This window comes from Bacillus sp. MT94 (assembly GCF_058792475.1).
Genome location: NZ_JBXAEZ010000003.1, coordinates 455,298 through 479,259 on the forward strand (window position 1 = coordinate 455,298; position 23,962 = coordinate 479,259).

Annotated in this window: 19 protein-coding genes; 4 read left to right on the plus strand and 15 right to left on the minus strand. The window is 35.0% G+C overall.

Features of this window, described 5'->3' with window-relative positions:
* Positions 1-38: 38 nt before the first annotated feature.
* From AC1Q51_RS14100 to AC1Q51_RS14110, 3 genes are all read right to left on the minus strand, one after another.
* Positions 39-2,867, minus strand: coding sequence for an S-layer homology domain-containing protein (locus AC1Q51_RS14100; RefSeq protein ID WP_492331561.1), 2,829 nt, complete (start codon positions 2,865-2,867; stop codon positions 39-41).
* Between the two features lie 822 nt (positions 2,868-3,689).
* Positions 3,690-4,235, minus strand: coding sequence for a GNAT family N-acetyltransferase (locus AC1Q51_RS14105; RefSeq protein ID WP_000779764.1), 546 nt, complete (start codon positions 4,233-4,235; stop codon positions 3,690-3,692).
* Between the two features lie 132 nt (positions 4,236-4,367).
* Positions 4,368-4,475, minus strand: a complete 108-nt coding sequence (locus AC1Q51_RS14110) for a YjcZ family sporulation protein (RefSeq protein ID WP_000540375.1) — start codon at positions 4,473-4,475, stop codon at positions 4,368-4,370.
* 214 nt (positions 4,476-4,689) lie between these two features.
* Between AC1Q51_RS14110 and AC1Q51_RS14115 the strand changes: the two genes are divergently transcribed.
* Complete coding sequence (locus tag AC1Q51_RS14115) at positions 4,690-4,824, plus strand: hypothetical protein (protein ID WP_001177693.1); 135 nt, start codon at positions 4,690-4,692, stop codon at positions 4,822-4,824.
* A 91-nt stretch (positions 4,825-4,915) separates the two neighbouring features.
* Here the strand turns inward: AC1Q51_RS14115 and AC1Q51_RS14120 are convergent, their stop codons facing one another.
* Both AC1Q51_RS14120 and AC1Q51_RS14125 read right to left on the minus strand, forming a co-directional pair.
* The gene (locus AC1Q51_RS14120) at positions 4,916-5,476 is read right to left on the minus strand and encodes a PRK06770 family protein (RefSeq protein ID WP_097961400.1); all 561 of its coding nucleotides are present in this window, start codon (positions 5,474-5,476) and stop codon (positions 4,916-4,918) included.
* Between the two features lie 351 nt (positions 5,477-5,827).
* Positions 5,828-7,303, minus strand: coding sequence for an MDR family MFS transporter (locus tag AC1Q51_RS14125; RefSeq protein ID WP_492331562.1), 1,476 nt, complete (start codon positions 7,301-7,303; stop codon positions 5,828-5,830).
* Positions 7,304-7,445: 142 nt separating this feature from the next.
* Here AC1Q51_RS14125 and AC1Q51_RS14130 point away from each other — a divergent pair, with 142 nt between their 5' ends.
* Positions 7,446-8,021, plus strand: coding sequence for a TetR/AcrR family transcriptional regulator (locus AC1Q51_RS14130; protein ID WP_000999971.1), 576 nt, complete (start codon positions 7,446-7,448; stop codon positions 8,019-8,021).
* Positions 8,022-8,831: 810 nt separating this feature from the next.
* A complete protein-coding gene (locus tag AC1Q51_RS14135; protein ID WP_044306447.1) occupies positions 8,832-9,719 on the plus strand; it encodes a DMT family transporter in 888 nt (295 codons plus the stop codon).
* Between the two features lie 197 nt (positions 9,720-9,916).
* Here AC1Q51_RS14135 and AC1Q51_RS14140 read toward each other — a convergent pair whose 3' ends face one another.
* Positions 9,917-10,684 carry a TSUP family transporter gene (locus AC1Q51_RS14140; RefSeq protein WP_000348456.1) on the minus strand — a complete coding sequence of 256 codons (768 nt, stop codon included), beginning with the start codon at positions 10,682-10,684 and terminating at the stop codon, positions 9,917-9,919.
* 248 nt (positions 10,685-10,932) lie between these two features.
* Between AC1Q51_RS14140 and AC1Q51_RS14145 the strand changes: the two genes are divergently transcribed.
* Complete coding sequence (locus AC1Q51_RS14145; protein WP_000384619.1) at positions 10,933-11,718, plus strand: TrmB family transcriptional regulator; 786 nt, start codon at positions 10,933-10,935, stop codon at positions 11,716-11,718.
* A 139-nt stretch (positions 11,719-11,857) separates the two neighbouring features.
* On the opposite strand, the gene AC1Q51_RS14150 is transcribed toward AC1Q51_RS14145, so the two are convergent.
* The 9 genes from AC1Q51_RS14150 to dptG form a co-directional block, all read right to left on the minus strand.
* On the minus strand, positions 11,858-12,706 hold the full coding sequence (locus AC1Q51_RS14150) for an RpnC/YadD family protein (protein ID WP_000908110.1): 849 nt from the start codon (positions 12,704-12,706) through the stop codon (positions 11,858-11,860).
* A gap of 113 nt (positions 12,707-12,819) precedes the next feature.
* Positions 12,820-14,109, minus strand: a complete 1,290-nt coding sequence (gene dnaB, locus AC1Q51_RS14155; RefSeq protein ID WP_000027306.1) for a replicative DNA helicase — start codon at positions 14,107-14,109, stop codon at positions 12,820-12,822.
* Entirely contained in the window at positions 14,106-14,966 is an 861-nt protein-coding gene (locus tag AC1Q51_RS14160; RefSeq protein WP_000312064.1) for a DnaD domain-containing protein, read from the minus strand. Before AC1Q51_RS14160 ends, dnaB begins: the two co-directional genes overlap by 4 nt.
* A gap of 191 nt (positions 14,967-15,157) precedes the next feature.
* Positions 15,158-15,484, minus strand: a complete 327-nt coding sequence (locus AC1Q51_RS14165) for a nucleoside triphosphate pyrophosphohydrolase (protein WP_023521295.1) — start codon at positions 15,482-15,484, stop codon at positions 15,158-15,160.
* Between the two features lie 53 nt (positions 15,485-15,537).
* On the minus strand, positions 15,538-16,281 hold the full coding sequence (locus AC1Q51_RS14170) for a MerR family transcriptional regulator (RefSeq protein WP_109737136.1): 744 nt from the start codon (positions 16,279-16,281) through the stop codon (positions 15,538-15,540).
* 8 nt (positions 16,282-16,289) lie between these two features.
* Positions 16,290-16,541: a hypothetical protein gene (locus AC1Q51_RS14175; protein ID WP_023521293.1), complete on the minus strand. Its 252-nt coding sequence runs from the start codon at positions 16,539-16,541 to the stop codon at positions 16,290-16,292.
* A gap of 3 nt (positions 16,542-16,544) precedes the next feature.
* Positions 16,545-16,883, minus strand: coding sequence for a magnetosome magnetite crystal formation protein family (locus AC1Q51_RS14180; RefSeq protein ID WP_109737134.1), 339 nt, complete (start codon positions 16,881-16,883; stop codon positions 16,545-16,547).
* A gap of 624 nt (positions 16,884-17,507) precedes the next feature.
* Positions 17,508-22,592 carry a DNA phosphorothioation-dependent restriction protein DptH gene (gene dptH / locus AC1Q51_RS14185; protein ID WP_097984552.1) on the minus strand — a complete coding sequence of 1,695 codons (5,085 nt, stop codon included), beginning with the start codon at positions 22,590-22,592 and terminating at the stop codon, positions 17,508-17,510.
* Positions 22,573-23,961, minus strand: coding sequence for a DNA phosphorothioation-dependent restriction protein DptG (gene dptG, locus AC1Q51_RS14190; protein WP_097984550.1), 1,389 nt, complete (start codon positions 23,959-23,961; stop codon positions 22,573-22,575). Before dptG ends, dptH begins: the two co-directional genes overlap by 20 nt.
* Position 23,962: the final 1 nt, after the last annotated feature.

Genomic DNA, 23,962 nt, shown 5'->3' on the forward strand with positions numbered 1-23,962 from the left:
AACCTTTTTGTCATAGATTACTTACTATGCTATTCATTCTATTCTTTTTTCTTTGCGGGAACAACTGTGATAACGTCACCTTTATCATTTATAACTACGTAGCCTTCGTCTCTAACGTATTTCCAAGTACCAGGATTGTCTCCTGGTTTGCGAGTGCCCGTTTTTATAATATCTTCAACTACATTTGGAGTCATTCCTCGAGGATCAACTTTTTTTAATTCTTCCATGTATTTATCTGATCCGAATGTATACCCTTTTCTTTCAGCTCGCTCACGTGCTCGTTTTGTAAGCTCCGCTCGAACTTGAACTGTATCAGGTGCCATTCTTTCAAGTGCATGTTCAGAGTACTTACGTCCATCAATGACGCCGCCACCTCTTGGCATACTCCATCCAATTTCTTCTGTTACCTTTGATACTTTCCCTAAATCCTTCGCTTTTTGTTCTAGTTCTCCATATTTACCAAACACACGGCCAACAACTTTAGGAGACCCACCTACTAGTGTAGAAACAGTTCCCCAAACATAATCATCTGGACCATATTCTCTCTCTGTGAAAAATTCTCTTCCGTTAATGAGTTGTAACCCTTGTTTGATTTGTCCTACAATTGGAAAGAAATCAAGTGACATGGATCCAAGCTCATTAGTACGTTTCTGCTCTTCCAGATATTCTTTCATTTTTTCAGGTGGTACACCAAAATCCTTAAGACGGGTTGTTAAACCATCCATATTACCAACATTTTTAACAACATTAGACGTATCTATTTTGTAGCCTGAAATTTTATTAGCAGAATCCATCATATTATTAGCAGCATCTAATCCAGACATAATATCTGTATGTAGTGTTGGAAATGCTTGTTGAGCTTCTGCAACATGCGTTGAGACACTATTAATTAGTCCATCAGCCATTACTGCTTGTTTATGAAGTGATGCCCCAGCTTTTTGTACTGAATCTCCAAACTTATGGAAACTTTGATTTACTACGCGTAAATCACTGGCCATTTGTTTATATTCAGGTAGTCTATTTTTGAATCCTTCCTTCATGGCAGTAAGTTGCTGTCCATAGTCGCGAACACCGTCTGCATATTTTTCTATTTCACCTTTTGGTAATGTGCCAACCCATTTTTCTGCTGGTTCGATAAACACCTTATTAATTGAGAGCGAGTAAGCTGTTGTCATGTCCATAAACATTATCATGGCATCTGTTCCTGCATCAGCAGTATCCACAAACCATTCCAACATTTGCTTTTTATAGGCTGTCATACTATTTTTATAATCCGTTAAACCATTCACATAGTTTTGAAGGTTAGCTTTATCCTGCTGTACCAAATATTTACCTTGTTGAATTTGTTGAATAATATTACCTGAATCCTGATTCGCTTTATCGATAACCATAATACTATCTTTTAGTAGCATTAATTTATGGATTTTCCCAAAATCCTGATTCATCATCTCTAAAGTTGCGATAGTAGAATTGTATTTTTCTCTTACAGCTGGATCAGCTTCTTTTTCATAAATTTTATCTACAGTGTTCTTCAATTCAGATTTTTTTAGTGTGGTTAGTAATTGAGAGACACTTTGTGCAAGTTCACTAGATTCAACTAAAGCCGCATCATCATTTTTAGTTTCTTTTGCTTTTTTATAGCGTTCTGAATATTTTTTTACTAACTCAGTACTCTTTTTTAAATCATCAATATCTTGACGAATTGTATCTATTTTATTAGATAGAGATTGATCAAACACGACTGCAAATAATTTTTGCACAACGTATGTTTGACCATTGTAGTTCACCTTAAACCATAGAGGACCGTCTTCCCCTACTACTTCAAGAATTTCATCCTTTCTAACTTTTATTGGGTCAAATCCCCTTACAACTGTTCTGGATTTGTAGATATTTTGGTCGAGGGATTGGATTGTTATCCACCCTTTTACCATTTTACCTGTTCTATCAAATTGGAATTGTTTTCCTTTGTAGGTTACATTGCCTTTTTGAATCACACCGTTATCGTCTGCATAATACCAATGGGTAGTTTGAGAGAACCATCCTTTTTGTGCAGCTCCACTTACCGTATCAAAATAGTAGTCCTTTCCGTCTACGGTATTCCATCCTGAAGCTAGATTACCATTTTTATCGAAGAAATAGGTATCCTCCCCTGAACGTAATAATCCAGTATGTTTCACGCCTGGTTTGTCATAATAGTATTTCTTTTCTCCATCTACAACCCAGCCAACCGATTCATTGTTTTTTATACCTGATGTTGCCATGATTGTCCTATATAAGAACACAGAAAATTGCTCTCTTGTGACAAGTCCATTTGGATTAAAATTGCCATCACCAGTACCATTTGTGATTTTATTCCCAGCTAATATTTTGACATATTCGTTAGCCCAATGACCTTTCATATCCGTAAAGTCAAAATTCCCTTTCGGTTTTAAATCGAATGTTCTGACCAGTACTGCAGCCATTTCAGCACGCGTCATATTATTTTTCGGATTGAATTGTTTCTCTACATTTACGCTAAATATGCCCCGTGCAGTAAGTGCCAAAATTTCCTTTTTAAAATTGCTATCACCAATATCAACAAATGGATTATTGGTACTATCTTGCGGTTTTAAATATCGATACAAGAATGCAGCAAGATGTTCGCGAATAATAGGATCCGTAGCACCGAAATATCCATTTCCGTATCCTGTTATAATCTTATTTTCAGCCATATACATCATTTCTTTATATGCCCAGTGGGTTTTAGGAACGTCAATAAAAGATGATGAATTCACTTGACCATTTTGTTCTGCATACGCTGTTCCTACTGTACTGAATAATAAAATACATATCACAGAACTTAAAAATAATTTCTTAATTGTATTCATAATAGATCTCCTATTCAATTTTTAAAAATATAATTGCAAAATCAGCACTTATTTTATCCTTCATTTACGGCGTTTTATATAATTATCAAATTTCTATTCATACTAATATTTCGCATAAGGACAACCTAAGTCATTCTGTCTAAACAATAATTAGTTCATAAGATGTTTCATGTTTTAAATGTAGTAGCCCGTTTATGGAACCTTCTTAATAAACAGTAAAACCAAGTTTTTTAATTTGAAAATCCCTTAGTCTAAAATTCGCATTATGTTGAAGAGATCCATAATAATACTAATCTCCTTTCTCTTTGACGCGGCCTATTTGATTTAAAACTTCGACTTCCTCTGTAAACATTGGTGCATAGGTAGAAAGTAATTAAAATAATGATAATATAAGTCCTATGGTTTTCTTCATACTCGCATCTCCTTATCAATTCGTAAAAAACTTTTTAATTATATATTAGGTTTAATTACTATTAAAATAAAAAAATATAAATATGCATAATTACATATTTACCTTCTCAATAGAGTGTACTCTATTGAGAAGCTTACAAGTTATTGATTTTAAAGGATTTAGAGTTTCTCAAATACACTTATCAAAATCGAAGCGTGGTATTTAATTTCAGAGTGGCCCTTGAAACCCATAATCGTTTCCGTACCCCTATAATGCTATTCATTTTTTTATACATTCCTATCCTGGCGTGGGTTGCAGAGTTTCCGTTTTTTACTGAATTAGCCGAAAAAATCACGCTAAGCAAAAAATATAATAAGCTGTCGATATAGACAGCCCTTTACATAATTATCGTTATTGGAATCAAAATAAGCTTACACATCCAAGCTGTTGATGATAGCTACTATTTGATGATCTGTCCATTTGCCATTAATCCTTATATTTTCTTTCGCTATACCTTCTTTTTTAAATCCCACTTTTTCTAATACACGAATAGATGCTAAATTATCAAGCATCGCTCCTGCTTCAATTCTATGTAACTTTAATTCCCTAAAAGCAAAATCTACAACAAGTTGAAGAGCCTCTGTTGTATAGCCCTTTGCATTATGCTCCTTATCTAAAGTAAATCCCGTATAACAGCTTTGGAGGTCTCCCCTAACAATTTGAGTTAATGAAATGTCTCCAATCAGTTTATCATTTTCTCTTAAAAAGATTCCGAAAGGGTATACTTGCCCTTCAGCTGTCTTTTTTAGAGCTTGTTCAAGACGTATTTTTTGATGTTCTTCTGTATAAAAAACTTCTGGGAGCAACGGGCAAACTCGTTGAAAAAATTCGCGATTTCTAATATGTAAGTTAGCTAACTCGTTAGCATCAGCAGTTTTATAAAGCCGAATATAAATGTGCTTCCCTACTAGTTTCATAACATCCCTCCAACATTTTTATATGTCTAATGAGGAAAAAATATACCGTATACTACATACAGTTGGATATTATCAGGAATCATTTTGCACGAAAGAAAAGACACTCCATATGAGTGTCTTTTCCAATAGTTTTTAGCAGAAGCAAGAAGCTCCAACGATGATTAATAAAATGAATAACACAACTAATAAAGCAAAGCCTCCCGAGAAGCCACAACCGCCACAACTACCACCATAACCCATAATAGTTCCTCCTTTAGATAAGAGGGGAAAACTAAGGTTCACTCATGTATTTTAATGGATTCGTTTCATCTTATGTTTTTTCGTATTGATTGAGCAGGTCCTTTCGAAAACTATTCACATATTAACTATATTTTTAAAAATAAATAATTCAACTATAACAATAAATGGATAAATTAATATAATGTATTAATTCTAAAAGAAGGGAGGAATAGCCATGCAATTAGTTTGTTTTAAAATAGTAAGTGGTCAGTATTTCTTGTTTGTAGAAGGTATTCAAATTCCTGTACCAATTCCAGCAGTTGCTGCAGCTTTATTAATTGGTTTAGGAGTAATTCCACTTTGTTCTTAATGTAAGGAATTCGGATCATTCCTATCTTTCCATTGGAAAAGCCTCAAGTATATGAATACTTGAGGCTTTTCTTATAATTGAGAAAGACACTTTAACGTGGCTGAAGATCTCCTGATTTAACTAATGCGGCCGTTACATCATCACCGAAAGTATTGAAACAGAATACTTGCTCGTCTACCTTATCCATTACTGTAGCTTCACCTATCTTGCCACCTTGAAGTTTAATAAAATAGTTATGTTCTTCTAAAATTTTACTAAAATCTCTATTTGCCCATCTTTCAGTAATTGCTAATAGCTCTTCTTTATTCTTGAAATTGTTTCCGTTTAGAATGTTTCTTACTTTCTCTGCATTCTTTTTGGACATAGGGGTTGCTCCCTTTCCTTCACACGCTTTTACTTTTTGATGAGTCATGCTATGCATAGCTGAAATAACTTCTTCTTCAGTAGAAGTTACTGTAATGTGAAGTTGTGCATTTGAACCTTTCACTTCTGCTTCATTCGATAGTGTGTCTTCTTTATTAACCTCTGCAAAAACATGGTCCTCACTCTCAAGCGGGACTTCAGCAAACTGTAACATTCCATAAGTCATACCAGTTGCAAGTACTACTACACCTATAATAGATGCTAGCCAATACGTTAGCTTTTTGTCCATCTTCATTTCTCCTGTCTTCGTTTAAATATCTTAACTAAAGAGTACCATATTTAATTCCTTTTTATTGAAGTGTCTCTAATTTTTACTATAAAAAACGTATAAATCATTTAATACCAATATAACAACTTCACAATCATGACTATGCCTATTCTCATAACAGGATCTATATACGATGTCACTAAATCATCTGGTGAACTATTAGTTATTAGTACGGCTTTGCATCCTTATTCTCAAAAAGGATAATTATTGTACATACCGATTCTTATGTATAAAGACACCCAAAACAAGTGTTACGAAAAAAATATAAAAAAGACATCTTTTCTAGGGAAAGATGTCTTTTTTATATAAACCTTAATGTTCGTTCTGTAAAACCCTCGCTGCCTTTACTCCTTCTTTCTCTTCTTTTAAGAATAACGATACGATAAATGCAACAATAATAAAGATTAATCCAAGTGCAAATGCGCCTTGGAACCCTGACGTTAAACCGTTTAACTTCTCTACTGGATCCAGTGGATTTGCGGAGCTTTCCATATACTTAGTTGTTCCTGAAGACATTTTCGAAATAAAGATAGCTGTACCAATTGCACCAGCTACTTGTTGCAACGTACTAAATAGTGCTGTTCCGTGCGGATATAAATCTGGTGTTAATTGATTTAAACCGTATGTTTGTGCTGTCATGACAAACATGAGTCCAACCATTAATACGCTATGCATGACAATAATTTGTACCATTGATGTATCAGGAGTAATGCCTTTAAATAAGAACATTGCAATTCCTACTAAGACAATGCCGGGAACGATAATAACTTTCGGACTAAATTTATCAAATAGTTTACCTGCGATTGGTCCCATTATGGCGCTAATAACACTTCCCGGAAGCATGATAATTCCTGATTTAAAAGCTGTAACGAGTAAAACGGTTTGCAGGAACATCGGTAATAAAGTCATCGTTGAAAATAGCGACATCATCACAATGACAATTAATCCAACTGATAATGTAAACATCGGAACTTTAAATGCTCGTAATTCTAAAATTGGATTCTCAATTTTCAATTGTCGAACGGCAAAAATACATAATGAGATAAGCCCAACAATTAAAGTGCCATACACTTTTGCATCGGACCATCCTAAATCACCCGATGCACTAAAGCTATACACAAGCCCGCCAAATCCTAATGTCGATAAAAGGATAGATGGGTAATCTACTTTTGGCCTTGTTAACTCTGAAACATTTTGAATGTACTTCATCCCAATCATAATGGAAATAATCACGATAGGAATAACAATATAGAATAACCAGCGCCAATTTAATGAATCCACAATTACTCCAGATAATGTAGGGCCAATTGCCGGAGCTGCCATCATCACGAGTGCGATTAATCCCATTGTCGCACCACGTTTTTCAGGTGGACAAATGATTAAAATCGTATTCATTAATAACGGTGTAATTAACCCCGTCGCTACAGCTTGGACGATACGGCCAATTAATAAAACGGAAAATGTCGGTGCGAATCCCGCAATTAATGTACCGACTAAAAACGTTACCATAGCGATCAAAAACATTTGTCTCGTTGTGAGCCATTGCTGAAGTAATGCTGTAATTGGAACTAAAACCCCAACTACTAACATGTATGCTGTAGAAAGCCATTGAATCGTTGAAGCCGTTACGTCAAATTCTTTCATTAATACCGTTAACGCATTTCCAAGTAATGTTTCATTTAATAATGCAACCATTGCACCTAAAAGTAATGCAATTAAAATGGGGGGATGTTTCAAATTAGAAGTATCAACTTTGCCACTTGCTGGGCTCTTAGTTGTCATATTCATTTACAGATTCTCCTCCTGTTTCTTACTTAAAAAACTTTAAATACACCGGAACACATGTAATATAATATACATATGTAGATTAAAAAGGGAGAATCAATTTTCAGCCACTGTATATTTAATCTACAAAAAAGGAGAATTGTAGATGAACGATAGTGAAAAACAACTTGATTTACGTATTAGACGTACACATAAATTACTGTGGGATTCCTTATTTGAATTAATGACGCAATCAAAACAGAAATATAGTACGATCACGATTAACCAAATATGTGACCGCGCAATGGTACACCGAACAACCTTTTATAAACACTTCGAAGATAAAGATGCTTTATTAACATTTGGATTTAAACGATACAGCAAGATGATTGCTGAAATACCGGTTTCAGATCGATTAAGTAAACCATTTCAAGTAATGGAACAATTTCTACACCATGAAGAAATCGGTAAAATATTAGAAACGCAAATGTCTGATGAACAATTTATTAACCGAACACAGCATTTAAGTCACGAAACGAGAAAACAAGAAATAGAAGCGTTAAATCAACTGCACAAAAATCATACGATGCCCAATGATTTAATCATTGAATTTTATTCAGGGGCAATCACCTCATTAAGCGCATGGTGGTTTAAAAGTGAAAGAAAAGTTTCTGCTGCTGAAATGGATAGGTATCTCCATCAACTTATTAATCGGGATATTTTTCAGTTTGAAAAGGAATAAGACTACACCTTTTCAATCATGCAATAAAGTGAAACTTTAATCAGTGGGGGTTTTGTTCATCCCCCACTGATTATCAGCCCTCACCAATCGGACTTTTACGGACAGCCCGACCCCCACCTAACTTCTTTGCTTCCACTGAATTTTGAGGTGGGGGTCTTACTGCCCGTTAAAGCGGGATCAAATTGACCACAAAATAGGAATATGATATATTTTCCGTAGAATACTATATAAGTGTAACAGCGAATAAATTGGCATATAATAAAAAGAAGAGATGCGCTAACATCTCTTCCTTAACTGCTACCGCTTAGGGTGGTGGTTATTATAAGCTATTTCTTTTTGCGGAACCCACCCTTTTGCTTGTGACGGCGCGGAGTGGGTTTTTTGTTGTCCTTATCCAGAAGTTGCTTCCGCAAAAAATACGCTGAAACTTCACGCACATCGTACGTCTTGATTCTGTACTGTTTGTTCCGCTACCAGATACGTAAATGAACGTCATGTTTGGATTTAACTCCGCTAATGTTTTCGCGGCGGATAACATTAAATCAATGAAATAAAACGTCGATAAATTTAAGTTACAAATATTCAGAATTAATATTAAAATAAAAAATGGGGATAGGGGTATGGGATTATAAAGTGAAACTTTAATCAGTGGTGGTTTTGTTCATCCCCCACTGATTATTAGTTGAACCAATCGGGCATTTACGGGCAGTTGATCTCCCACCTAACTTCTTTGCTCCAGCCGAATTTTGAGGTGGGAATCTTACTGCCCGTTAATGCGGGATAAAATTTATACATAACGAGGGAATAGAAATGAAACTACAATTAAAAGCGGATTTAATGTTACTACTAGTTACATTTTTTTGGGGTGCATCCATCCTACTTACAAAACTTGGACTTGATGGCATAGAAGAATATAATTTAATCGCATTACGATTTATTATCGCTTTTCTTTTATCAGGTTTAATATTTTACAAACATTTATTCAAAGTTGATTTTAAAACTGTAAAATATGCATTTATACTTGCTTCTGTCTTATTTATCGTTTACATTTTCGCGACTTTCGGTACAAAGTATACGAGTGTTTCTAATGCTGGTTTCCTACTATGTCTCACAGTCATTTTCATTCCAATATTATCAGCTATATTTTTAAAACACATTCCGGAAAAGAAAGTTATAGTAGGAATCATTTTAACGATAATAGGAATCGGCTTATTAACATTAACGAGCGAATTCAAAATCGGTAACGGCGATATATTTTGCATACTGTCTGCCCTGTTTTATGCGATCCACGTCATCATTACTGGAAGCGTAACGAAACATGTGAATTCCATTGCACTTGGAGTAGTGCAACTAGGTTTCGTCGGCCTATTTAGTCTTATTTTCTCATTTATTATAGAAACACCAAAACTTCCTAGCACGATCGACTCATGGCTAATCATATTAGCTTTAAGCATATTTTGCACCGCAGTCGCATTCATCGTGCAAGTAATTGCCCAGCAATACACGACACCTACCCATACAGGTCTTATTTTTTCATTAGAACCTGTCTTTTCCGCAGGCTTTGCTTTCGTCTTCACAGGTGAAACGCTGACAGGAAAAGGATACTTAGGGGCTACGCTTATATTATTGAGTGTGTTAATTGCTGAGTTAGATTTTAAGAGTTTGTTGAGGCCTAATTATAAGAAGAATATAGAATAAACATTTCACTATGATCAATAAACATACCCCAGAAAAATATGAGTTTATATTATTTTCATTCTCTTCACTTAGATTTTCTTTTTAGATGCTATCTTCAAAACAAGGTAGCATCTAAAAAATGTTAAAAGGAATTTTCTCCTGGTATCTTCTTATATTCTATGTAGGCATCTTTGACCTTTTCTACGTTCTTTAATTACTTACTGAATATAGTCATACAGATTTTTCGCTAACAATAAACAAGTTACCGTAATGAAAAGAGCACGAACATACCCGCTCCCTTTTTTTATAGCAAATTTGGAGCCAACAATCCCTCCAGCAATTTGAGCAATCCCCATTATAAAACCATATGCATAGTTTACTTGCCCTACATACATAAACATCAACAATGCACCAACATTACTTCCTAAATTAAGAAGCTTCGCATTACCTGCTGCTTTTAAAAAATCATACCCAATAAATAAAAGAGAAAACATTAAAAACGAACCTGTTCCAGGACCTAGAAATCCATCATAAAAACCAATAGCAAAAATAAAAAAGGTAAAAATAATGACGTGTCGACCAGACAATTTCTTATGAGTGGAAATACTACCCCAATCCTTTTTGAATATCGTATAAATAGCGACCGCACCAAGCATAATCAACATCAATGGCTTCAGTACTTCTGGATTCATTAAATGAACGGTCCATGCCCCTATTATGGAACCTATGAAAGTGAGCGGAACTAATTTAAACGCCGATTTCAAATCAAGATTACCAGAACGATAAAACACAATATTACTAGTTGCACTTCCCATTGTCGACGCTAGTTTATTCGTAGCTACTGCACTTGCTGGATTCAGTCCTGTAAATAATAAAGCTGGTAAAGCAATGAGTCCACCACCACCTACAACTGAATCAATAAATGCAGCTACAAATCCAAAAACAATCAAAATCATTAATACAGATGGGTCTAAATAAAAATCCATACTATTAACCTCCCCTTTAGTCACTATTCGAATAGTAACTAATAATTTGCTAAATGTAAACAGTTATTGTAACGTTGAAATATAAAGTGAAACTTTAATCAGTGGGGCCACTGATTATTAGTTGAACCAATCGGGCTTTTACGGGCAGCCCGACCCCCACCTAACTTCTTTGCTTCCGCTGAATTTTGAGGTGGGAGTCTTACTGCCCGTTAAAGCGGGATAAAAGCAAACATCGGAGGACGAAAAAAGTGGACTACATAGTGCAACAGCTTAAAAAAATTGGTTTCAATGAATATGAAGCTAAATCTTATGTATCTCTTGTTAAACAAGGGCCTGTCACAGCCTACCAAGTGAGTAAAGATTCGGGTGTCCCAAGAGCGCGAATTTATGAGATTTTAGGTAACCTTGTAGAAAAAGGAATTGTCATGAAGGAAGAAATAAATGACACCACTCGCTATTCACCTCTACCTGTTGAAATCTTTTTACAGAAGGCGCAAACAGAATGGCAGTCTACTTACGAAGGAATAAGTGATTCATTAAAAAAACTAGAAACTTCCGAGGAAAAAACGGATAATCGAGTGATTACTTTAAAAGACAATCAAACAATCATTAGCTATTGTCAGGCATTAATAAAAAAAGCAGAACGACGTATTGTCATTTCAATGTGGGATGAGATGTATGAAGCGTTAAAAGAAGATCTATCTGAAGTAGCTGATAAAGTTACAATACAAGGTATTACCCTGCATGTTGAAAACCCAATTAAAAATCTAGAAGCCCATCGCATAACACCTTATACAGAAACCTTGTCTACAGAACATTGGTTTATTGTATCGATAGATTCTAAAGAGATGATTTATGGACCATCACTTGAAGAGCGTAATATTGCTTTTTATACAGATGACCCCGTTCATATATACTTATTAGAGGATTATGTATGGCATGATGTTTTAGTAAATCGACTTGTCCGACGTAGCCAAGATGACTTGCAGCAATGGATTACTGCAGAGAGAAAATCTTTCTTTATGGGGAAATGAGGAATATATTCAAGAGCAAACCAAAAGATTTGCGTATTAAACCTAACAACTTCTCCGTACAAAAATAGTCGACTATTATATAGTAAATATTCGGCTATTTTTGTATAAATTTATACAGACGCTGCCATTACCCCAGCGATTAATGAGATAAACGCTTCTCCCACTCTTTCACCTTTTCAATTGTTACATCTAATTTTTTAGCTATTTCTTCTACACTCATTCCTTTAAAAAGCATTCCAGCTGCCGAAAGTGCTTTATCAATTTCTTCTTGCTTCTCTTGTTCATATAAACGACCTACTTTTGTCATCCGTAACCACTCCTTTACCTTTTTCGCGTAGTCTTCATCAATAAATTTATCTGTAGCTACAAGAATCCCAGCAATAACTTGAATTTGTTCTTGCTCATCGGAGATACACTTTGCTACTTCTATCGTTTTTTCAATTAAAATTTGTCTTTTCTCTCTACTATGCATAAGTGGTACAAGTATTAATTTCATGGTTTCTTCATCCGTCAAAGATTTTCCTTCTTCCATTTTTCTAATAATCTTTTGAAGAATGGCATCACCATTGTATTCATTTAGTAAAACCGCTTTAGAATTTAAACGTATACTACATACATCTATTTCTTCTATAGGATTCATTACCTCACTTGTATAAATAACTACGATTCGAATATCCGGTAACTCTTTCCTCTTATTATAGTAACGATACATAATTTGATTCGCATAATCCATATACTTCAAATGGTTTTCGAGAAAACGGGTATTACTTTCATACTCTAACATTAAAATTGAACCATCTTCCATTTCAAATAAAGTATCTGAGCGCCTTTGATCTGCACGAACTCTCGAAAATTCATTTAGCAACAATTCTTTTATTCTTGGATAACCTTTTAACCCATATGCTTCAAGCCCTTTATCCCTATAACATTCACTTAAAAACTTCATCAGAATATCTTTATTATGATAAGAAATATCATTCCCTGCCAATAGCTAATCCCCCTTAACTATTAGTTACCATTTTCTTTATTATATAACTTATAAAATTAGCGTTACAACTTTGGTTCACATGCACATGCTATTTTCAAAACACCTTCCTCTCACTACTTCTCCCTCTCCACAAACCGCCCAAACTCCTTCAAAAACCTCAGCTTAAAACTCCCCACAGGCCCATTCCGGTGCTTCGCCACATGAATCTCCGTCATCTCTTTCTGCACTGTTTCCTTATCGTAATAATCCTCTCGATACATAAGCATAATGACATCCGCATCTTGCTCAATTTGTCCGGTCTCTCTTAAATCTGATAAAAGCGGACGCTTATCTTGCCGCGACTCTACAGAACGAGATAACTGTGATAACGCTACTACACAAACATTTAATTCACGTGCTAATAACTTAAGCTTACGAGAAATCTCACTAATCTCTTGAAATCTATTACCCTTATGCTTCGGATCGCCCGTAATGAGCTGCAAATAATCTACAATGACTAAAAGCTTTTTATCACCGTGTTTCCGCTTTAACTTACGGGTTTGCATCCAAATATCTTGCACCGTAACACCTGCATTGTCGTAAATCTCAAATGGCAACTCACCAATCTCCGCAAACGCCTTACTTACCTTCTCCCAATCTTCCATCGCAAAACGATGCTTCGGATTTTTCAGCCTACCTCCTGACACTTCACCTACGCAAGATGCCATCCTTTTTAACAATTGCTTACTACTCATCTCTAACGAAAACAATCCAACCGCCGCTCCAGACTTCGCCGCATGCAATCCAACATTAAGCGCAAACGCAGTCTTCCCCATAGAAGGACGCGCACCAAGAACGACAAAATCACCTTCCTGCAATCCGCACGTCATTTTATTTAACGATGTATAACCAGTCTCAATACCAGTAATCTCCTTCACATCTTGATGAAGCTCTTCATATAAATCAACTAGCGCATCCTTCAAATCAAACTCACATACAGAGTCTTTCTCCTCTAACTCACAAAGTGCCGTAATCGTCTCACCGATAACTTTCTCACTCTTCTCCGCAATAAGACGCTCTCCCATCTTGTGCCCGAGAACACCAGCCTGATACATTTTCCAGGCACCTCGAACAAGCCCCTCATAATAAGAGAAGTTGGCAGTTGTAGGCACACCATCCATTAACCCTATAAAATACTCCATTCCCCCGATTCCCTCTAAAAACTTCGGATCTACCCGAGAAATGAACGTCACAAGATCAATCGGTTGCCCCTCTCCTTCCATCTTTCGCATTAACTGAAATATAGACTTATGTACTGGCATAGAAAAATACTGCTCCGTCAAACGGCACTCCTTAATAAGCTCTCCATCAATTAATAGAGAACCTAACACCGTCTTCTCCGCCTCCACATTTTGAATACTCATGGCCGCCACCCGCGCTCCGCTAAAAAGCGCTGCAACTCTTCCTCTGACGGCGCATTCTTCTCCCACTCCTCACACCTCGCCAAAAACTCCTCCGTCTCCCCCGTACTAACAGACAACTCCTTCTTCCGAAACTTAGCCGTATCCGCCTCAACCTCACACACTTTCGTAAACCCTTTCCCGTGCCATCCTCTCAAAATCCCCTTCACATAAGCAATCGTCCGCTTATTATTCTCAAACGCAATTTGAAGCGCCTTCAGCACAAGCTCCTCTGACAAATCTTCCATCCACGCACTCAGTTCCTCCACCGCAAAAGGAGACAAACTACCGAAATGTTGCTCATAAAAAGAAAACACACGACTTCCCTTTTCTTCCTCTACAACCTCTTCTTCCTCTGTCTCCTCACAAATCGGCTCAACATCATCCACAGCCAAATCATCAGGCATACCGAAATGTGCTAAAAGCATCGGAACATTCAGCTCTTCCTCAGTGCACTTCTGAAGAAACATATGTACAAACTCCTTATTCTTCACACCCTTAAGCTCACGAAGTACACACTTCTCCACATTCGTATTCGTCACAGGATTATAACGAAGCCAATTTAAAACGAATAACTCCCGTGTATCCGCATCATAAAGAATCTTCCCATAATCAACAAAGCGCTGCACAAGCTTATCAACAGTCTCCCGGTTATAACCAGTCTCCATCTCAGCTAATCGCTTCGGAAAAGGAAAAATCCCACACTGCGTCGTCTTCGAACAAGTTAATAAGTAAACATAAAAATACCGCTCCTCCGGCGTCAAATCCAAAACAAAATCATCCTGCCAAAAATTCACCTGCACATTACGATACACCGCCATCCTAATTCCTCCCGTCTCCGTTCAAAATAAAAACCTCTTCATAATATATATGGGAGGTTAGTCGGGTTTTTGGCGTGTTATTTTAAATTTTTTTTGACTACTACTACGGTGTTTGTTGTTGTTTTTGTTTTGTTATGTTTTTTCTTAGTGATTTATTACTTGGTAGGGGCTTGTAAAGGGCTTAGGTGGGGCTAGTTATCAGTTACTTCGATTAGGAAGACTCGATCCGAAAAGCCGCCTCGTTCTTCTGCTTTCTTTTTACGGATGTTGTTGATTTCTTCTAGTGTTGTCCCTTCGTGTTCGGCTAGAGCGTTTATTAGTTCTAGTAGGTCGGATAGTTCTTCGAGTTTATCAGGTTTTGTTTTTACTTCGATGTATTCTGTTAGTTCTTCTTGTGTTTTCTTGCAGAGTTCTTCTATATATTCATCTTCGTTTAGGAGTCTTGTTGTGGGTGTTTTGCCGTTGGATTTTATTATTTGTGGGATTTTATTTCTAATTAGTTTGTTGTAGGTTGGCATGGGATTTTTCCTCCGTTTGGTTTTTCTTCTATTATAATGGAAAAGCAGTTTAACTAGTTGTTAAACTGCTGGATTGCTTCTTTTATATAGTTTTCTTCTTTGGTTGTGAAGAGAGCCGGGAATTCGGATAGTGGAAGGTCTGATTTTTGGATTATATCCTCTATATCACTTTGAGTTATATCAAGATAGTTCGTTACTCCTTCTATTAAATTGAAAAATTCCTTCAAAGTAACTTGAACGTCATGATGACTCGGATCCTTCTCTTCTTCCTTATACTTTTTCAACTTCCCTATCACATCCATAAAACGCCGATCAAACTTTTCTTTTAATTCCTTATTATTATAAAACGCTTGAATACTCTCCGTTGAAAAGTGTTCCTCTAACCATTCTTTATTTTCTTTCTCCCATATGAAGGTTTGCAAAAACGAAGAAAACAAAGCGACATCCACTCGTTCTTCCTTTTGAAACTTCTTCGTCATCTCATCCATATGCGAAAGCACCTTCGCAATTCTTTCTTGCTCTGCCAAAAGCAATTCCCTTTGAAAATGCATTTGTCTTAAAAAATCTTCAGTCTCTACATTCCGCTGTAATATAATATTTTGAATTTCCCCAAGCGAAAAACCGAGATGCTTAAACGATTGAATTCGCTGTAGCACATACAAATCATCTTTTGTATATAACCGATGACCTCCCTCAGTATAATCGCTTGGCTTTAATAAATTAATCTTGTCATAATAACGAAGCGTCCGCACCGTAACATCCCCAATACTTGCAAACTCACTAATCATCCACGCCATAACATCACCTACTCCGCTAACTTCTCTCTCACATACTGAAGCATACGAGAAAAACTCATCTCATTCTGCCGACAATATTGAAATAAACCTATAACAAGCAATAAAAAAGGAATATTCCTTCTATAACGATTTTCATACTCACTAATACCATCATAAAAGTACTCATACATTCTTTTTCGTAAAACAATATAAATCGCAATAAACAACACTGCAACCATAACAAAAAATTGCTTTCCCTTTACCTCCACTTCTTGTTTCATCACCTATTCTCCTTCCAACGCGTACTTATCTTCTTTAAATAACGGAATTCGAATGAAATAACGATACGGTTCATCACGTATTACTTTCCACGCAACAATGATCACTTGAACTACCTCAAAGATAAATACAATCCAAAACAAAACATCACTAATACGCGTACTAATATTAAATAGAAGAAAGATTAACAAATGAAAGTTGAACGCCTTTCGGCAATGATATTTGTACACTTCGTTTTTCCATGCCAGCGTGATGTACATGAGAAGTGGTGAAAAGATTCCTATTATGGCTGAGAGTAGTAGCATGATGATGGTGTTTCTTTTTTCTTTTGTGGTGGTTTTCATGGTTGGTTTTGTCCCCCCTTTTTGATTTATCTTCTTTAGGTTAGGGGGTGACGTTGGGGGAGGTGCAAGAAAGAAACTATAATTAGTTCTGAAAAGATAGACACAATGAAATATCTTACATACTCCATTGTGTCTATTTACCTGATAAAAAACTGATTATCTATCAAAAAACATTTGAAATAAATACTCCAACCAAAATAACATACATGTAATAAATATCCCAAACACTACATTTTCATTAAATTTCTTAAAAATAGCGTTCCATTTAACAACAATATGTTGATTCACAACACACCAATAGAAGAGAAATAAGATTGAGATACTATTCAAAAGAATCATAAAATCCCCCCCTCTTCCCCCTTTCATTTTTATGATTCACCTATTGTATCTCCGCTAAATTAAAAGATCAACCGTATACAGACTCTTTAAATACTAAGAATTTATCTAGTCACGAATTCCCCTCACCTTACTCTCTATGAAAGTCACTTAAAAATTTTAAAAGCCTTGGCAAGGAGGACCTCCTATTATTTCTAGCTTTCAACATGATTAACAATACAAAAACCACCTCAAACAAATATACCGTTCAAGGTGGTTTTCTAAAACTTACATATCACTATTAAATTATTACTTCAATCTATCCTGCAACGCACTAATATTAATAATCACAGGACTCCCCGACTTCAACGTACCATCCTTCTGTAACATTGGTCCCGAAGTGATACATTGGCCTTTCTTCAATGTTGCAAGTCGCTTTTCCCATTCTTTTCGCATAGCTGAATCTTGAGCAAGGTTTGATGCAATGGCACTAATCTCATTTTCTGGTGGCATGAAATACACTTTTTGACTTGAATTCTGTAGTCGTGAAATTTCATCTGTTGTAAATTGCCCTTTTAATGATTGTGTTGCATACCAACCTGACCAACCAAATTTTCTTCCTTCAGTTAAAATTTTGGCACTCGGTGATTTTTCTCTATGATCCAGATTTTGCGCTTCATCTAATATAACTGGGAATGGTTTATTTTTATCTCCGTGATGCAATTGGTAGTTCCAAATATCCCACAAGATAAACTCTGTAATCATAAGCTGTACATCTCTATTAAAGCCTGTTAATTGTACAATAAACACTTTACCTTTTTGGTTCAGTATATCTCCCCAATTATATACAGCATTATGATTAAATGGATTCTTATCAATAAATGGCTTAATTTGTGACCTTGCTGTTTTAGCCGGTCCTGAAGTATCTTCTTCCAACTCTGCTAATAAGTAATTTAAATTCATATCCTCGCCATATTTATCTAAACCACGCATTACCGCTTCATATATAGCGTTTTGTTGCTGGATACCTAAATCTTTATATACAGCAGAAAATACACTTTTAATTCTTTCAGCAACATCTGTATTATCTTCATCGATATAAATTCCTTCATCCAATTCTTTTTGATTTCTTCTAAATGGATTTATTGGGAATTTGTCTTTTGCTACTAGGAATTGTTCAACATTATCTTGCAGTTTCTCTTTAAATTCCGGTTCTAACTTAGAATTCTTAAATCCATCTGTATAGTCAAATATCATACTAGAAATTCCATTTTGCGCCAGTTCAAGAAGCAGACATTGAATGAAATAACTCTTACCTTGCCCTGATTTACCCGAGATTAAAATATGTCTATTTGCTAACTCTGGGTTTCCGAATTCCCAATATATTTCTTGAGTCGATCCCTCTACTGTCCCTAACAAAACGCGGATGTCCTTTAATTCTTTTGTTTCTTTTTCTTCTACTACTTCTTGAGAAGGAGGTACAGTTGAAACTACTTTATTGCTAGAACCTTTTAACTCTTGATTGGGGTCATGATTCTTATTCAATAATCTATCTGGATTAATATCAGTTCCACCAGAATGGATTTTCATTTTGAGTGCCTCAATTTCTTCGACTACTCCTTCATATCCATCCTCTTCGGTTAATTCCACTAATAAAATATCTTCTTCAATTTTAACAGATCTCCATGCTTGTTCCTTTTTGAATGATAAAATTGCTCCTTTTCCGATTTTATCATCCAAATGTCCGCTCATTTCATACTCATCATTTAATAATCTTTTCTTTAGTTCTTCAATTTTCTCATAAGATTTTTCTGGCCAAATGTTATTTGCAATAAATTTCTCTGCATTCGCTAGCAGTAACTGCACAAAGAAGTTTCGGAAAAACTTATGTTTAAATACATGTAAACCATCTTCACTTGTTTTAGAAAGTTGCGTATCAAATAGTTGCTTAGTAGCATTAATTTGCTCTTTTGCTTTTGCAATAGCACTGTCTTGATTTAAGCCGATTTTCACTTCCACTGGATAGTAATGCACTGATAATTTATCATCTTGCATTTCTACTCCGATTAACAGTAAATCGTCACTATGTGCACCTTTTCCGCCTAGATTTTTTGCAGAGAATACCCCTTCACTTTTCGTTAATTTTACCGCTCCAGCAACACGCAATATTTCTTCTAATGAGATAGGAACCCATAAAATATTCTCATGATCTAAAGCACTTAATATATACTTCACAGCTGAAATAATACTTAACTTTTCTCTTGAGAATTGTCCCTTACTTCCTATAATTCTTAGCAACCACTCACCATTTAGACTATTGAAAGCTCTAATAGCTGTATTAATTTTTTCAGGTGTCGATACAATTTCTTTTTCTGCTAAATACTGTTCAATAACCGCTCGGTATTGTCTCGCTTTATCCGTCACTGTAATTGCATCATACTGGCTTGATGAAGAATATTGATCACTATAGTGAATGACCAATAAATTACGTGATGAATCTTGGAAGAAATCTAAACCTACATTAGGTTCAATAAATGTTACCCAATAAGAAGATTCATATAAATGTTCTAGAACTTGTTCATCATAAGTAGATGTTCTCGTAACAATTGTTTCATTCTTACGGTAAGGGTTTGTACCATCATTATTTAAATTACTTCCTAATTCATTCATTCCTATAGCAGTTCGAATTAATAAATCTTCATTATTCAATACATTTTTTAATCCAAATCCTGTACGATAATCTACTTCTGTACTAATAGATGATAGGGATGATAACATTCCATTTAAAGATAATCCTGTTTCAATATCTTCCATTGTACTTTTCGCATGCTTCTCATTTGAAATCATTTTATAGAATGAAATATGAGCGTAACCATATTCTTTCGTACCAATAAGTTTATAATAGAAAACATTTTCTCGAATCAGCCTTAATACGTCTACAGCATCAAGATTCTTTGATGTTAACGATAATTCAAAGAACTCCTCGAATTTTTGAACATCATCATATATAGAAAATTTTTCAAAAGCACTTAGTATATTACCCTCATGATATAAAGCAACCTCTACTGGTATAATTTTGGACGGCCCTTTTTTATCTATCTGCTTCTTAATAAACTGTACTAAACCTCTTACAACTTCTTTATCATTATTTATATTAATCACATTGATTCGTATCGGAGACTTAGATTCTTGTAAAAATAAGTATTGGAAATGTTCCACAAATTGTTGAAGCTTTTCTTCAACTACATTAGCTAAAAACGCATTAGATTCTCCAATCGCAACCTTATGAAGCGGTTCATAAACAGTCCATTCAGGCGCTTCATTTTGAGAAACTGGCCTATACAATTCATCATTCTGTCCATATATATATGGCAATAGATTGTTAGGATGCAAACGATTTAAAATATGCATTTCAACTATTTCGTTTTTAATTTCATCATTAATACTTAACTGATAGGCAACATTAAGAGGATGCAACGGTGTCAGTATGACTCTTTGTTCCTCTTCAATAACTCCCAATTTAAACAGATTCTTTTCTTCTTCTTTTAACATTACATTTTCTTGTATATGAGCAACGCTTTCGTTAAAAGCTTTCAAGTATCTTATAGATAGCTCTCTTAATTGATCATCCGCAAAACAAAGACTAGGAAGCGTATTATTAAATTTATAGTAATTTAATAATTGTTGGTACGCCTCTCTCAATGATGGGTTCATTGATAATTCAACCTTATTTAGGCCTGATACTCCTCTAACTGCAAAAGCGATTTCATTTTCAATCCATACTCTCTCATCTTGTAAATAATTTCGGAATCCTTCTCGTGCTGAAAATTCCCTTGCACCTTGTTTTAATTTATTTGTATCAAGGTTATATTCAAAGCTTTCTTGATGTTCTCTTTTTAATTTCCATATCCTTTCTCCTGATACTGGAACAGTCTTTGCAACTTGCTCTCTAATAAGAATAGGAATTAAAGATGTTTCAATTTGAACAGAAAACGATAAACTATCATCATTCCATGCAGGGGAAGATTCAGAGACTTCAAAACTTCCACCTTGCCAATTTATAATCTGCGCATCTTCCTCAATAAATACTTCTTCTGGGTCATTAGAAATATCTCCAAAAACAATACATTCTTCAGCTTTATTCATAACTACATTTTTCTTATTCACATTAACTTCATAAATTGTTTGAAGTGATTGTAAAAACGCGGCTTCACATTCTACAACAGCAATATGAAATTCATATTTCGACTTAGATTGCATTTTATGCGTATATACAGCTTTATGGAATGAAGTCACATTTTGCTTATGCGCTAAACTAACAGTTAGCTTTTTCCCAGATACTCCACAAAAACCCTGTGAATTTTTATGAATGTATTCCCTCTTTAACTTTTCTTCAAATTCAAAGTTTAGGTTGATATTTTCTATCTGTGTAGGATTAAAAACAATAATATGACGTTTACGTCTCCCAGCCTTTGTCTCAGCTTGTGCCTTTTCCCAATATAATAAACCTTCTTTTGAATATTTCTTTGCTGATTCAATATATTCTAAAGGGCGATCTATTTCAGTCATTTTGTCGTAAGAATCTTTAATAAGAACATAATCCGCTTGCTGCCAATCTTCCTTCTTTAGACGAGACACACCTTTTTCATCGAATAATTTTTCTAATTGACTCTCTAAATGCTCATACTCGTGCATATGTTGTACTTTCTCAAAAAATGAAGCATTTTCTTCTAGCCTTTTTTTCATTTGAGCTGAAGTAAATTGATTTAAATTTTCATCATAAAAAATCCCTAGATTAGAATAATCTTCTCTCGCAATCTCTTGTTTTGATAAAAATCCAAGAATTTCTTCATAATCCCAAAGAGATGGTCGCACAATTGTATCATCTAATTTTTTACGTAAATAAAATGAAAGTACTTCCTTCTCCTCTTTATTTAGAGAAGAAGTTTCAATCTCTTCTTTTAATGTTTTTAAAATTGATTTCACATTAAATGGCATGCCCTCTTTTTGTAAATCACTGCTACCACCCTTAATACTGTCCAGTGTCTCATGACATATACTAAGTAAAGCTGTTTTCTCCCAAACATCCTTTTGTTCACCGACTTCATTACGAAGTGTTACTAAAAAGTCCGGAGTAACATTTGCCGATGTAGTCGCAACAACTACTTTCATTTCCTCTGAAACCTTAATAGCAATCGTTTCGTATGGAGTTCCTTGCTTATGCTGGTAATAAAACGCCTGCGATAAATCTTGTTCTTTTAATGTGTCATAAAATGCTTGCACTTGTTCATGATTATCAAATTGAAGGTAAAATCGCTCTCCACCTCTAAGATTTTCCGCTTCTAAATAATTTATTAGTTTATCTGAAAGATAATTATAAAATTGGTTTAACATACTGTGCATCACCGCTATCACTTTTTTTGTCTATTAAATTCAGCTTATCAAATAACTGTACAATTTCTTCTTTTGAGTACCGATCAAAGAATAGGCCTCTAGCCTCTAAATCTATGAATACTTGCTTCAAAGGTTTTCTTTCCTTTTTTAAACTCAATGCTGTTAGTAGCAACAACATATCTTGACTAATATTAAGCATATAACCAAGTGAACCTCGAGTTTTTAAGAAATATTTTTTTCCAACCTCTTCTATTGATAAAGAATATCTATGTCGAGGTCCTTGCATCGTATCTTTTTCATAGGCTTCTTCTATACTACGGAATAAGGATTGTACAAGCGTATCATATTCTAATTCTAAATTTCCTTCATAAGCCCCAAGACCTAAATGTCCTCTATATTCCATAACCCAATCACAAAGCATCTCTAAAAATACTTTTTTATCCTCATCTGATAATTGCTGATATGTTTCCTTTAATTCAGGATAGCCACCTGCTTTTTCTACTCCCATTAGGAAATTTAAATGTTCTAAGCAATTAATATGTAGTAGTAAATGTCTACCTGTATCTTTAATCATTTGATAACCATGAGTATAACCTTTTCTATTCTTACTCGTAGACTCCCAGTCAAGTGTAAAATAAACTTCATTGTTCTCACTAAAGTTCGCTTTCCCAACTTGTGAAAGCTTTAAAGTCAATTGAGTAATATATATAAAGTAATAATAACTAAGAAACAAATGATAATGCGTTCTAAAATAATCTTTATGTTCCGCTAAAAATTGAAAATCTTCTTTGAATAGCTTTGAGATAAATGGAATTTGATTAATATACGGACGGCGTTCTTTTTCGTCGCTCTCCAAATGATTTAATTGTTTTAACACAAGACGTGACATTAAATCTGTTGAATCGCTTTTTCCAAAAATCTCTTCTACTGTTTCTTTTTCACCTAATAAGACGTCTAAAAGGAATCTAGCAATATCTTGTTCTCCTTTTTTATCAGCCTTATCACTTAATGGTAAATATTGAAACAAATGCAAATGAAAAATTTTAATTGTATTGTCACTATCCTGCAGAAAGGTACGTAGTATTTGTTCAAATTGCGACTTATCTTGCTTTGATACATCGACAGATTTACTAATCTCTCCAATAAGTTCTTCTAGATTAACTTCCATTTTTAACTTATTTCCGCTGACTAGACGCGTAAACTCTCCTAATACTCCCTGAAACCCTTTTGCGAATTTTGCCCGCTCTGTTCCTCGGGTAGAGAAAGGTAACAGAGGAGCTTTTTTATTTATTGTATGTTTTAATCCTAACTTTTCTGGTTTAATACTCAGCGAGTTTTTCAAATCCTCTAAATTCTCTCTTACAATCATT